Below are 13164 nucleotides of genomic sequence, written 5' to 3'. Positions count from 1 at the left end.
TCTCCATAAAAAATCTGCGACTGAAAACCTAGTGTTACCCAGCATTTCACCAACTAAATACGGAAATAATTTTAGAATTATCAGTATTCTTAAAGTTTAGTGTGTACTTTAGCACATTTGAATGGTATTATATTACTAACTAATCCTATATTTTTGGAAGGAAGAGGTGCCAGTGACTATATTATTGGAAAAGAAATACATTCCCTTGTCCCATTATTTTCAATCCGCAACGAATTCCAACATCCGTTTGACCTTTTCGGAAATCGAGCAAATCATGGGCCAGAACTTGCCCAACGCCGCTTACTTGAACAAAAGCTGGTGGAAAAAGTCGAAGCCCCCTGCAAAACATTTCCACGCCTGGATGGATTCCGGTTACCGCGTTGCGGAAGTCGAACCCGACCGTTATGTCGTCTTCGAAAAAGCGGATGCCAAGAACACAGCAGCCAGTAAAGAGGCCGAAGACAAAGATATTTTATTGATCCGCACCGCTGAACACGGGGATGCCCGGTCGCTGGCCTTGCTCCAAAAAGCCGTAGAGGCGGAATCCGATTTCATGCTTTACGGCAAGGACGAGCGCTCGCTTTCCACGCAGCGTGTCCGCAAGCAAATCATCGAGTGGAAACAAAGTGGCCATTCCGCTATTATCATCGCCATCTTGAATGGCAAGCACGTCGGCTATTTGATGGTCATCGGCAATGAAGCGAAGCGGGCACAACACCGGGCAGCATTAGCCCTCGGCCTTCTGAAGGAAGCACAAGGCAAAGGCATCGCCAAATCGCTCCTCGAAAAAGCGGAAGACTGGGCCAAGCAAAAAGGCATCTCCCGCCTGGAATTGACGGTCCTCGAAGCCAACGAGCGTGCCCGCAAGCTTTATGAAAAAGCCGGGTTCGAAGCAGAAGGCACACGCCGCCGCTCACTCATCATCGACGGCAAAGAACACGACGAAATCTACTTGGCCAAGTTTTTGGACTAAGCCAAAATTTAAAAATGCCCGCCATTCACTTTTGAATGGCGGGCATTTTTCGTTGTGTTGATTAATTCAACACCGTTAACCATAAATAAAGCCCGGTCAAGGTGATGAACAAAGTCGGGACGGTGAGGATGATGCCGACTTTGAAATAATATCCCCAGCTGATTTCGACGCCTTTCGTCTTCAATACATGAAGCCATAAAAGTGTCGCAAGCGAACCGATTGGCGTGATTTTCGGGCCGAGGTCGGATCCGATGACATTGGCATAAATCAAAGCGTCGCGCATGACGCCGTTCGTATTCGTCTCAGCGATGGCTAAGGCATTGATCATGACTGTCGGCATATTGTTCATGCCGGACGACAGGATTGCTGCGATAAAGCCCATGCCGATCGTCGCCGCATACAGGCCGTGCCCCGCTGTCCATTCAATCGCCTGGGCGAGAACCGAAGTCAAGCCGACATTGCGCAATCCGTAAACAACGACGTACATGCCGATTGAGAAGAAAACGATCGCCCATGGTGCGCCTTTTAGCACCGTCATCGTTTCGACGTGCTTGCTATTGCGTGCAATCGCCAGGAAAATAATTGCGATAGAGCCGGCAATCAAGGAAACCGGGATCTCAAGCGACTCGCTCATGAAGTAGCCGATCAGCAAGACCCCAAGAACCACCCAAGACAGGCGGAAAATGCGGATATCTTTGATCGCAGTATCCGGTTTTTTCAAAACCCCAGGGTCAAAACGGCCCGGGATGTCTTTTTTAAAGAATAAGTACAGCACAAGCATGCTTGCCAGTATGCTGAATAAGTTCGGAACCACCATATGTAATGCGTATTCCGTAAAGCCGATGCCGAAGAAATCAGCTGAAACGATATTGACCAAGTTACTGATAACAAACGGCAAGGAGGCCGTATCAGCAATAAAGCCAGATGCCATGATAAACGGCAAAATCATCGTATCGCGGAATTTCAAGGCCCTTACCATCGCAAGAACGATCGGCGTCAGAATTAGCGCCGCGCCATCATTGGCAAAAAGCGCCGCTACGACCGCCCCAAGAAGCGTAACGAGGAAAAACATGCGCAAGCCGCTGCCTTTGGCGAAACGCGCCATATGTAATGCCGCCCATTCAAAAAATCCAATCTCATCCAAAATCAAGGAAATGATGATCAAAGCGACAAAAGTTAATGTCGCATTCCATACGATCCCCGTTACGTCCCACACGTCGCCGAAGTCAACGACGCCGAATATCAAGGCGACAACTGCCCCCGCAATGGCCGACCAGCCGATCGACAAACCACGCGGCTGCCAGATGACAAACAGCAATGTCACCAGAAAAATAATACTCGCTAACCAAACATCCATTTCAGTTCCAACCCCTTAATTGCAATTCACTTTCTTGCCTTCCGCAACGAGCGATTCCACTGTCCGCTCAGGTTCCGGCAGCATCGCTAGAAGCGAGGACAACACCTCATAAAGCCGATGCTTTTCATTGAGCGACCAGATTGTCCAGCGCCCGCGCTTTTCTTCACAAATCCATCCTGCCTGCTTGAGTTTGCGCATATGCTGGCTGATGGCCGGCTGCGACATATCCAGCAGCTCCGTAAATTCACAGATGCACAATGCCTCCTTCGATAAGTATTTCAAAATTAGCATGCGGTTTTCGTCGCTTACCGCTTTCAAGCTCTGTTCCATTTGTTTGTAGTCCATTTCAGTCACCTCTTTTTGGCAATGGGTTTATTATATAAGCAATTACTTATGTATGCAAGAGTGCATTTCGATTTCCGAACAATTTTCGACACGTAAAAACCGCCCCCGGTAAAGGGAGCGGTTTGGATAGTTCCTTATTTGTTTTCAAGCAATTTCAGTGACTCGCGGTTGAACGCCGGGATATCATCCGGCTGGCGGCTTGTTACCAATTGGTCTTGGCATACAGCCACTTCTTCATCCACAACAGTTGCGCCAGCGTATTCCATATCGACTTGGATCGATTTGAAGCCTGTCGCTTTGCGGCCTTCCAAAGCTTTCGCCGTAATCAATAGCTGCGGCCCGTGGCAGATTGCGAAGACTGGTTTCTTCGAATCCATAAACGCTTTCGTGAAGGTCACGAAACGATCGTCAGCGCGCAATTGGTCCGGCGAAAATCCGCCTGGCAATAGCAGTGCATCGAATTCGTCCGGGTTCACGTCGTCAATGCCTTTATCGATTGTGACAACGGCTTCGCCTTGCTTGCCGGTCACTTTCTTGCCTGCTTCCTTTTCGATATTGATCAGTTCATGGCCCGCTTCGTTAAACGCTTTTGCCGGTCCTGTATACTCCACATCTTCGAACATATCTGTAATTAACGTTGCAATTTTTGCCACTTTCCTTCACTCCTTCTGTTTATGTGCTCCCTTTCAGTATTCCACGAATTGGAAAGCTTAAACATCCGGATTACGGACGGAATTTCGAGACAAACGGGTTTTCCGTTTCCCAGAAGCGGTACGGATAATGGACCGCTTCCTGTGAATTCCCGATGCCGACGCGAGGCCCTGCCGACACCGCATGCACCGCTTCGCCCTCTGCAATATAAAGCGGGCGTTCAGTGAAGTGATGGCCATTATAGTTCATCGTGATACCCATCGCTTTCGTCAGCTTGCCTGGCCCGCTTGTCCATTGCTTCATCGGCATATGCAGCCCTCTGCGCTCCGCCATGAATTCGACGCCTTCGACCGGCTCGACTGCACGGATTAAGATGGCGCGCGGCGTTTCTTCCGGCCCGCTGACGACATTCAACAATGTATGGGTGTGCATTTGATACGTATACACAAGGCCGGATCTGCCAAACATCACTTCTGTACGCTTGGTGCGGCGATTGCCGAAGCTATGCGCCGCCCGGTCTTCCGCCCCCATATATGCTTCGGTCTCGACGATCTTCCCAGCGACAATTCCGCCGGGCAGTTCATGGACCAGGATCTTACCTAATAAGTCGCGCGACAAATCAAGTGTCGGCGCTTCAAAATAATTCGCATCCAACGGCTCAAACATGCTAATCCCTCCTAACGGCATTATACCGAATGAGGGGCAGTCACTGCATCGATCAAGGGTTCGATATCTTCAATGCGGCCTTCGTGGAATGCCTGGACAATCGCGCTGCCGACAATGAAGCCATCGACATCATCACGCAGCCTATCGACATGGCTTTCTTTCGAGATACCGAATCCTGCATAGACGGGGACAGGGCTCAATTCCCGCACTTTTCGTGTGAAGGCGCCGACTTCTTCCGCCAACTCATCACGGCTTCCGGTAATGCCAGTCACGGTTACCGCATAAACGAATCCTTCCGCCTGCTTGAGGATTTCTTCCAGGCGGCTCTCGATGGTCGTCAAGGTGACGAGCTGAATCAGTACGAGTTCCTGCTGTTTCGCGAACGGTTCAATCAATTGGCGATGCTCGAACGGCAAGTCCGGAATGATGACTCCTGATGCCCCCGCTTTTTTCGCTTCCTGTGTAAAGCGCTCCGCACCGAAGCGAATGACCGGATTTAAATACGTCATGATGATGAGCGGCACTTTTACTTCGAAGTCAAAGCGCTGCATCTCATCGAGCACTTTTTCCAGTGTGATGCCTTCAGAAAGCGCACGGTTCCCCGCCGCTTCGATCGTCGGGCCGTCAGCGACCGGATCCGAAAACGGAATGCCGACTTCAATCGCCGTCACCCCGCGCTCTTGCAGATACTGGATCTGCTCACCGAGTTTTTCAATTCCGCCGTCGCCTGCCATGATATAGGCGACAAAGGCTTTATGTCCTGCTTGTTTCAGTTCTGCTAATCGTTTCATGACAGCCCCTCCAATTTTTCGGCGTATGTCGCCATATCCTTATCGCCTCTGCCGGATACGCAAATGACGAGCACTTCATCCGCCGTCATCGACTGCGCTTGTTTTTTCGCTTCCGCTATTGCATGGGCAGATTCCAACGCCGGAATGATGCCTTCAAGGCGCGACATTTCAATGACCGATGCGAGCGCTTCGTCATCGGTGATCGCTTCATACGTCACCCGCCCGTTATCCGCAAGGTGAGCGTGTTCCGGACCGATGCCCGGGTAATCGAGCCCTGCAGAAATCGAATGGGCTTCCTGCACTTGCCCAGCGTCGTCTTGCAAGATCTTCATCATCGCCCCGTGCAGCACGCCTTCCGATCCTTTAGTCAAAGTAGCCGCATGGCGTTCAGTATCCACGCCGTCTCCAGCCGCTTCTGCGCCGATCAAGCGGACCGATGCATCTTCAATAAACGGGTGGAACATGCCGATAGCATTGGATCCGCCCCCGACACATGCCACAATCGCATCCGGCAAGCGCCCTTCTTTCTCAAGGATCTGCCGCTTCGTCTCCTTGCCGATGACGCTTTGGAAATCGCGCACCATCGTCGGGAATGGATGCGGCCCAAGAGCTGAGCCGATCAAGTAATGAGTGTCTTCAACATTGGTGACCCAATAGCGCAGCGCTTCATTGACCGCATCTTTAAGCGTTCCGCTGCCTTTTGTGACACTTTCGACGCGCGCACCCAATAATTTCATGCGGAACACATTGAGCTGCTGGCGTTTGATGTCTTCTTCGCCCATGAACACGACACAATCCAAATCGAACAAGGCGCAAATGGTTGCCGTTGCCACGCCGTGTTGGCCAGCTCCGGTTTCGGCAACGATTTTACGTTTGCCCATTCGCTGTGCGAGCAGCGCTTGGCCAATGGCATTGTTCACTTTATGGGCGCCGGTATGGTTCAAATCCTCGCGCTTCAAATAAATTTTCGGGCCGCCCCACGCTTCTGTCATGCGCGCCGCAAAGGTCAGCGGCTGTTCACGCCCGACATATTCTTTCAGGTAATGGTGATACTCCTTTTGGAACTCATCGTCGTTTTTGGCATCTTCATAAGCCGCTTCCAACTCTTTGACTGCTTTCATCAAAGTTTCCGGTACAAATTGACCGCCGTAGCGCCCGAAAAAACCTACTGGATCTATCGTCTTCTCCTGTGTTCTCTCCATCGAATCACCCTTTGCCTGTAGTATGAATTGCTGGATTTTCACTTTATCTTTTCGGCCATCCGTTTCTACGCCGCTCGACACATCGACCATGAACGGAGCAGTTTGGCTGATAGCCGCTTGAACATTCTCTTTATTTAATCCACCTGCTAAAATAAGGCGGCTATGATCCAAGTCTACATTTTCCAGGAGGCTCCAATCAAACACATGCCCGCTGCCTCCTCGGTAGTCAGTGCCTGGCGCATCGACCAATATATAATCCGCAATCGAGTTGTTCAATTTCTCTACATCATCCGGTGTGCGGATCGAGAAGGCTTGAATGACCGGCACTTCGATGCGCCGTATCAATTCGTCTGGTTCATCGCCGTGCAATTGCACCATCGTCAACGGTACCGTTTTGACGGCGTTTTCGATCTCTTCGTATGAAGCGTTGACGAAGACGCCGATCCGCTGCATGCCATTGTTTGCGAGACGCGATAACTCTTGCGCCCGTTCGACCGATACACGCCGTTTGCTTGGGGCAAAGACAAATCCGATTGCATCCGCTTGTGATGCGGCTTTAACGTGTTGCTCTTCCATCAATCCACAGATTTTAACACGTGTCATTGCGCTGCCTCCTGTCCTGTTGCCTGGCGAATCCAGCTTGCCGGATCTTCCGAACGCATCAACGCTTCCCCGACCAGCACGCCTTGTGCGCCGAGTTCATATGCTTTGTGCGCATCCGCCGTATCGTTCATGCCACTCTCGCTGATTAGCACCGAACCGCTGCCGAATGTAAATTTCTCAGCCAATTCCGCCGTCCGTTCCAGTGACACTTCAAAAGTTTTCAAATTGCGGTTATTGACGCCGATCAATTGCGCTCCGATCGCGACCGCTTTTTCCAACTCTGCCGCATCGTGCACTTCCACGAGGATTTCCAAGCCGAGCGAATCCGCATAGCGGAATAACCGTTCGAGCTCCTCGTCTTTAAGCGCAGCGACAATCAATAGAATGATCGTTGCTCCAGCCGCTTTCGCCCGTTCAATCTGGATTTCGCTGACCATAAAATCTTTGCACAACACCGGCACCGAAACCACTCGTGCCACTTTCTTCAAATCTTCGATGGAGCCTTTAAAATATTGCTCATCCGTCAATACGGAAATGGCAGCTGCGCCAGCCCCTTCGTATTGACGGGCTTGTTCGACAACGTCCACTTCCATGCGGATGTCGCCTTTCGACGGCGATGCGCGTTTGATCTCCGAAATGACGCCGCGACTTTTCCGCAATGTGTCGATAAGTTTCGGTTTATCCGGATACTGCTCGGTTTTAGGATAACTATTTTCATAGGCAGTGATTTCCTGCCGTTTGGTTTCCATGATTTTGTCCAATATGGTCATACGAGCACCCCCGATGCTAGGCGGTGCAATTCATACACACGCGCCGTTTCTCCTGAAATAATGGATTTGCGCGCCTGATGCACGCCTTCTGAAATGCTTGCGGCACGGCCGCTCACATAAAGGACCGTTCCCGCGTTCAATGCTACCGTGTCCAAATAAGCGCTCGGCGTTCCGCCGATGACTTCTTTGAAGATCTCTGCATTGCGCTTCGAATCGCCGCCGCGAATCGCCTCGATCGGCGCGGTTTCAAGCCCAACTTCGTGAGGATGGACCGTCATGCTGCGCTTGCCTTGTTCGTCAAAGACGATCAATTGGTTAGTTCCAGCAAGAGATAATTCATCCAGCCCGCCTGCCCCGTGGACAATCGCCCCGCGCTTTCTGCCAAGACGCATCAAGGCATCGGCCATCGGTTCCATCATGTCCGGGCGATAGACGCCGCTCATTTGGATGGCGATCGGCAAAGGATTCGCCAGCGGGCCGACCAAGTTGAAAATGGTCGGCGTGCCGATTTCCTTGCGCACTTCGCGCAAGCCACCGAGTGCCGGATGGATCGCTGGCGCGAACAAAAAGGCGATGCCTGTCTGTTCGACGAGTGCCGGCAGTTCCTCTACAGCCAATTGGGTGGAAATCCCGATCTCTTCCAATAAATCAGAGCTGCCCGTTTTGCTGGAAACGCTTCGGTTGCCGTGCTTTGCGACGCTCATGCCGCAGCCCGCCAAGACGAAAGCCGTCAATGTGCTGATATTGAAGCTAAAGGATTTGTCGCCGCCGGTTCCGCAAACATCCACCAGCTCGCCTGCCATTTCCGGAAGCTTCACTGCTTTCTCACGCATTGCCAGGACCATGCCGACCAATTCATCAGCCGTCTCGCCTTTTTCGTGCAATTCATTCAAGAAATTTTTCATCTGCTGGCGGTCCATACGCCCTTCCAATAATTTCAATGCTCGCTGTTTCATTGTATGTTCATTCATATTCTCTGCTCTGCTCATCTCAATCTCTCCTCGTCTCGTTTTTAAATGCAAAAATCCCCGCAACCGGGAGTCTATTCCGGTTGCGGGGACGGTTTTAACCGCGGTACCACCACGCATTAATGCATTTTGCACTCACTCAAACAGGCTTCTTAAGCCCTTCCCTTTAACGCAGGGATACGTCCGCCATACTCGCTTCCGCTTTCCGGCTGGCTCTCATAAGTCCATTCGCACAGCGCTTCTAATCAGCTTCCACCACCCGCTGACTCTCTAAATAGACGCCACTGCCTACTCGTCTCAATCCTCGATTTAAACTCTTCTGTTCTCGCCTCTGCTAACTCTTCTCTCGAATAGACTTGCCGCTACCAACAAGTTGTCCTTCATACTAAAAGGTTTTGTATATTCTGTCAAGTGACAAACTCCAACTTCTCTTTACACCTTGACGGATCACCAGCGGGAGGTTCGATTTGGACGACCTCTGGACCGGTTTACACAAGCAGCGTACAGGCATGCAATACGCCTCGTCCAGAACACAGGCGCCCGTCAAGTTCTTTCTATCTAGAGGCCCATCCGTTTGGCGATGATGGTTTTCATGATTTCATTCGAACCGGCATAAATTGCTGCGACTGGAATGTCGCGGTAGCGCCGGGCGATTTTGTATTCTTCCATATACCCGTAGCCGCCGTGTAATTGCATGCATTCGCCCGAGATTTTCTTCGCCGTTTCCGTCAGCCAGTATTTTGCCATCGACACTTTCGAGACGACGTCTTTTCCGGCCATATGCTCTTCGATTAAGGATTCGAGAAACGCTTTGCCGAGTTCGATTTCGGTCGCCATTTCGACTAGTTTGAATTGGGTGTTCTGGAATGCGCTGATCGGCTTGCCGAATGCTTTGCGTGATTTCACATAATCCATTGTCATCTCCAGCATATCTTCCGATGCGATTTGCGCGGCAAGCGCCACGACGAGCCGCTCCTGCTGCAATTTTTCCATCAAGTATGTAAAGCCTTTGTTTTCTTCGCCGACCAGGTTGGCGGCCGGGACTTTGCAATCCTCGAAATACAGTTCAGACGTATCTTGCGCATGAAGCCCGACTTTATCAAGCTTGCGCCCTTTCGTAAACCCAGGCGTCCCTTCTTCGACCATCAACAAGGAAATGCCTTTATGCTTCGGTTCCGCTTTCAGGTCGGTCTTGACGACAACCAGCACATGCGTCGAATTGATGCCGTTGGTAATAAAGGTTTTCTGGCCGTTGACGATATAATAGTCGCCGTCTTTTACAGCCGTGGCGGAAATATTGGCGAGGTCTGACCCAGCACCTGGTTCCGTCATCGCAATCGCAGTGATGTATTCGCCGCTGATACAACCCGGCAGCCAATCCTGTTTCTGTTGCTCTGTTCCATATGCTTCAATATAAGGCACGGTAATATCATTATGCAGCCCGACACCCGTCAAGCTCGCCCCCACTCGCTCCATTTCTTCACCGATAATGACGCCGTAGCGGAAATCAAGGCCAAGCCCGCCGTACTGTTCTTCGACTTGAGGGCATAAAAAGCCCATATCGCCAAGCTGCCTCCAGAACGATTTCGGGATCAGGCGGTCTTTTTCCCATTGATCGTATTGCGGCACCGCTTCTTTTTCCAAAAACTTGCGCAAGGATTTACGGAACATTGTATGCTCTTCTTCTTCAAAGCGGTATCTTGCCATTTCTCCCATCCCCTTTTTCTTACTTTATTTCGGCTGCATGCGGATTGCGCCGTCCAAGCGGATCACTTCGCCATTCAATAATGGATTTTCAACAATGCTCTCGACCAATTTTGCGTATTCAGCAGGATGCCCGAGACGCGCCGGAAATGGCACGGTCGCAGAAAGCGAAGCGATGGCGGATTCCGGCAAGCCGTCGAACATCGGCGTTTTCATGAGACCCGGCGCAATGGCCATGACGCGGATGCCGTCACGCGCCAATTCACGCGCAATCGGCAAGGTCATCGAGACAATGCCGCCTTTTGATGCGCTATAGGCCGCTTGCCCGATCTGCCCTTCAAATGCGGCAACGGATGCGGTCGAGATGATGACACCGCGTTCGCCGCCTTCATTCGACACGTTCTTTTGCATAGCCGCCGCTACAGCGCGCAAGACGTTGAAACTGCCGACCAAATTGACTTGGATGACTTGTTCGAAACGCTCGAGCGCAAGCGGCTGCCCTTTCGATACGACTTTTCCGGGTGTGCCAATGCCTGCGCAATTGACCAGGAGATTGACAGAGCCAAGCTGATCGACTGCCTTTTTTACATTTCCCTCCACTTCCAGTGCGTTTGTCACATCCGTTTCGAAGTAACCGACTTGCCCTTTGCTAAAATCGGCTATCACCTGTTGCGCACGCGCTTCGTTCAAATCAAAGATGATCGCCCGCCCGCCGTTTTCTGCGATATGGCGCACTGTCGCTTCACCAAGACCTGATGCGCCGCCCGTGACGATAGCTGTCACATTTGAAAAATCCATTTCATTCTCCCCTTTAGCTACGTCTTTATCTAATTAACTCATTCGTTCAATGATCGTTGCATTGGCCATTCCCATGCCTTCGCAAATCGCCAGCAAGCCGTAGCGGCTGCCAGAGCGTTCGAGTTCATGCACAAGCGACACCAATAATTTTGTGCCGGTCGCACCTAGAGGATGCCCGAGTGCGATGGCGCCGCCGTTGACATTGAGCTTGTCCGGATCTCCCCCGATATCCGATAGCCACGCGAGCGGAACAGGCGCAAATGCTTCATTCACTTCATAGCGGTCGATATCTTCGATTGACAGCCCGGCTTTCTCCAGCACTTTTTTCGTCGCGGCGATGGGCCCCGTCAGCATCAAAGTCGGATCCGAGCCGACCACTGTGCGGGCAATGATGCGCGCTTTCGGTTTCAATCCGAGTTCGCCGGCTTTTTCTTTCGACATCAACAAGACGGCGGACGCCCCGTCGCTCATTTGACTGGCGTTGCCTGCTGTGATGACACCTTGTTCATCGAATGCTGGCTTTAAGCCGGCGAGCACTTCTTCGGTCGTCCCAGGTCTGGGTCCTTCATCTGTCGTGACTTGCTGGAAACCGCCTTGCTCGTCCGGTACATCAACTGAGACGATTTCCTTGTCGTAAAGCCCCCTATCGATCGCTTTTTGTGCACGTTCGTGGCTCTTTACTGCATAAGCATCCAATTGCTGGCGGCTGAACCCCCATTTTTCGGCAATGCGCTCTGCTGACAAGCCTTGATTGATGATTTCGTATTGATCGGTCAGTTTTTTACTCGGCTTTGCGCCTTGCATATTGGAGAACATCGGGACGCGCGTCATGCTTTCCACACCGCCTGCAATGACAATGTCCATATCACCTGAAAGAATCGCCTGCGCACCGAAATGAACAGCTTGCTGGCTCGATCCGCATTGGCGGTCGATGGTGACACCCGGCACAAAGTCCGGGAATCCGGCAATCAATGCCGCCGTTCTGGCGATATTGCCGCCTTGCTCACCCGATTGAGAAACGCAGCCGAGAATGACGTCTTCCACCATGCCTTTATCGACTCCCGCACGGCTCACCAACTCTTCCAGCACGACAGCTGCCAATTCGTCCGGGCGCATCTCCCGGAATTGCCCTTTGCGCCTGCCAATTGACGACCGGACACCTTCAACGATAACTACTTCTTTCATTCATAATCACCCCTAATTTGAAATCGCTTTCATTATATTAAGCTGAATTGAATGACTATTCACTCACCTTCGTTTATTGTACAAGAATCCCTTATGGATTACTACACGAAAAACCGCCACCGGAACTTCCGCACAACTAAAAAAACCTCTGCAGCAATATGCCGCAGAGGTTTTCATCATTCTTCGATCAAGCCTTTTTCAATTAGGAAGTCACGCGCTACTTCGTTCGGGATTTCTTGGTCCACATCCACGCGCGAATTCATCGCGAGCATCTCTTCTTCCGTGATTTGCCCGGCGAGCTCATTCAACAAGCCCTCAAGCTCCGGATATTCTTCGAGCGTTTCCATCCGGACGACCGGTACAGCGTCGTATTTCGGGAAGAACGACTGGTCGTCTTCTGTCGTCTCTAAGTCGAACAAGTCGATACGGCTGTCTGTAGTGAAAGCCGGGATGACGTCGACATCACCGTTTTGGACCGCTTCATACATAATGGCCGGGTCGAAGCTTTCAGTCGCTGAAAACTCGAACGGATAAGTCGCGACCATATCATCGTAGCCGTCTCCTTGCCGCTCATAAAACGGATGCGGCGCTCCGAAGGTCATGTCTTCCGATTGCGAGATTTCCGCAAGGTCTGAATAGGTTTCCGCATCGTAATCTTTAGCGTAGGCCAAGGTATAGCCATTTTCAAATCCGAGCGGTTCGAGCCATGTAGCATCAAGTTCTTCTTCATAGCCCGCTCGCACTTCTTCCAATACTTCTTCAGATGATTGTCCTGGCGTCGATTCGCGCTTCAATACATCTTTCAGGCCGGTTCCCGTGTATTCGACGTACAGGTCGATATCGCCTTGCTCAAGTGCTGGTGTCAAGATCGACACTTCCCCAAGCCCTTCTTCGTATTCCACGCTATAATCCGAATTTGCTTCGATATACTGTCCTAGAATATGCGGCAGGATATACTGTTCTGTCCACGGCTTGCCCCCGATGACGATAGGTTCCGACTCTGCGCCGCCGCTGCAAGCAGCAAGAATCGCAGATGTGCCGAGCAATACGCCAAATGCTGTTTTTTTCATTGATGTTTCCCCCTTTTCGGCCCGTTTAGAGCCTATTTCCTCATTCATATTACGGCTTCACTTCACACCCTAGGAACACAA

Annotated in this window: 13 protein-coding genes and 1 other annotated feature; of the genes, 1 reads left to right on the top strand and 12 read right to left on the bottom strand. The window is 51.3% G+C overall.

Going from position 1 to position 13164, the window contains the following annotated elements:
* The first annotated feature begins 172 nt into the window (after nucleotides 1-172).
* Nucleotides 173-973 carry a GNAT family N-acetyltransferase gene (locus G3255_RS02580; RefSeq protein ID WP_211653165.1) on the top strand — a complete coding sequence of 267 codons (801 nt, stop codon included), beginning with the start codon at nucleotides 173-175 and terminating at the stop codon, nucleotides 971-973.
* Nucleotides 974-1034: 61 nt separating this feature from the next.
* Here G3255_RS02580 and G3255_RS02575 read toward each other — a convergent pair whose 3' ends face one another.
* The 12 genes from G3255_RS02575 to G3255_RS02520 all read right to left on the bottom strand — a co-directional run bounded on the left by G3255_RS02575 (nucleotide 1035) and on the right by G3255_RS02520 (nucleotide 13083).
* Nucleotides 1035-2330 (bottom strand): arsenic transporter, encoded by a 1296-nt coding sequence (locus G3255_RS02575; protein ID WP_211653164.1) that lies wholly within the window; start codon nucleotides 2328-2330, stop codon nucleotides 1035-1037.
* A 15-nt stretch (nucleotides 2331-2345) separates the two neighbouring features.
* Entirely contained in the window at nucleotides 2346-2675 is a 330-nt protein-coding gene (locus G3255_RS02570) for an ArsR/SmtB family transcription factor (protein ID WP_211653163.1), read from the bottom strand.
* Nucleotides 2676-2809: 134 nt separating this feature from the next.
* The gene (locus G3255_RS02565) at nucleotides 2810-3328 is read right to left on the bottom strand and encodes a type 1 glutamine amidotransferase domain-containing protein (RefSeq protein WP_211653162.1); all 519 of its coding nucleotides are present in this window, start codon (nucleotides 3326-3328) and stop codon (nucleotides 2810-2812) included.
* A gap of 70 nt (nucleotides 3329-3398) precedes the next feature.
* The gene (locus G3255_RS02560) at nucleotides 3399-3992 is read right to left on the bottom strand and encodes a DNA-3-methyladenine glycosylase (protein WP_211653161.1); all 594 of its coding nucleotides are present in this window, start codon (nucleotides 3990-3992) and stop codon (nucleotides 3399-3401) included.
* Between the two features lie 20 nt (nucleotides 3993-4012).
* Complete coding sequence (gene trpA, locus G3255_RS02555) at nucleotides 4013-4783, bottom strand: tryptophan synthase subunit alpha (protein ID WP_211653160.1); 771 nt, start codon at nucleotides 4781-4783, stop codon at nucleotides 4013-4015.
* A complete protein-coding gene (gene trpB, locus G3255_RS02550) occupies nucleotides 4780-6588 on the bottom strand; it encodes a tryptophan synthase subunit beta (protein WP_211653159.1) in 1809 nt (602 codons plus the stop codon). Before trpB ends, trpA begins: the two co-directional genes overlap by 4 nt.
* Complete coding sequence (gene trpC / locus G3255_RS02545; protein ID WP_211653158.1) at nucleotides 6585-7358, bottom strand: indole-3-glycerol phosphate synthase TrpC; 774 nt, start codon at nucleotides 7356-7358, stop codon at nucleotides 6585-6587. Before trpC ends, trpB begins: the two co-directional genes overlap by 4 nt.
* Nucleotides 7355-8347 (bottom strand): anthranilate phosphoribosyltransferase, encoded by a 993-nt coding sequence (gene trpD / locus G3255_RS02540; RefSeq protein ID WP_211653157.1) that lies wholly within the window; start codon nucleotides 8345-8347, stop codon nucleotides 7355-7357. The genes trpC and trpD overlap by 4 nt, the downstream gene beginning before the upstream one ends.
* A gap of 63 nt (nucleotides 8348-8410) precedes the next feature.
* Nucleotides 8411-8640, bottom strand: a binding site (T-box leader).
* Nucleotides 8641-8884: 244 nt separating this feature from the next.
* Nucleotides 8885-10033 (bottom strand): acyl-CoA dehydrogenase family protein, encoded by a 1149-nt coding sequence (locus tag G3255_RS02535; protein WP_211653156.1) that lies wholly within the window; start codon nucleotides 10031-10033, stop codon nucleotides 8885-8887.
* 24 nt (nucleotides 10034-10057) lie between these two features.
* Nucleotides 10058-10828, bottom strand: a complete 771-nt coding sequence (locus G3255_RS02530; RefSeq protein ID WP_211653155.1) for an SDR family NAD(P)-dependent oxidoreductase — start codon at nucleotides 10826-10828, stop codon at nucleotides 10058-10060.
* Nucleotides 10829-10861: 33 nt separating this feature from the next.
* Complete coding sequence (locus G3255_RS02525; RefSeq protein WP_211653154.1) at nucleotides 10862-12013, bottom strand: thiolase family protein; 1152 nt, start codon at nucleotides 12011-12013, stop codon at nucleotides 10862-10864.
* Between the two features lie 176 nt (nucleotides 12014-12189).
* The gene (locus G3255_RS02520) at nucleotides 12190-13083 is read right to left on the bottom strand and encodes a glycine betaine ABC transporter substrate-binding protein (RefSeq protein ID WP_211653153.1); all 894 of its coding nucleotides are present in this window, start codon (nucleotides 13081-13083) and stop codon (nucleotides 12190-12192) included.
* Nucleotides 13084-13164 lie beyond the last annotated feature (81 nt).

Origin of the sequence: Planococcus sp. MSAK28401, assembly GCF_018283455.1 — a bacterium.
Lineage (GTDB): Bacteria > Bacillota > Bacilli > Bacillales_A > Planococcaceae > Planococcus > Planococcus alpniumensis.
Note: the sequence above shows the minus strand (reverse complement) of the source record. Positions and strands in the feature narration are given on the sequence as shown.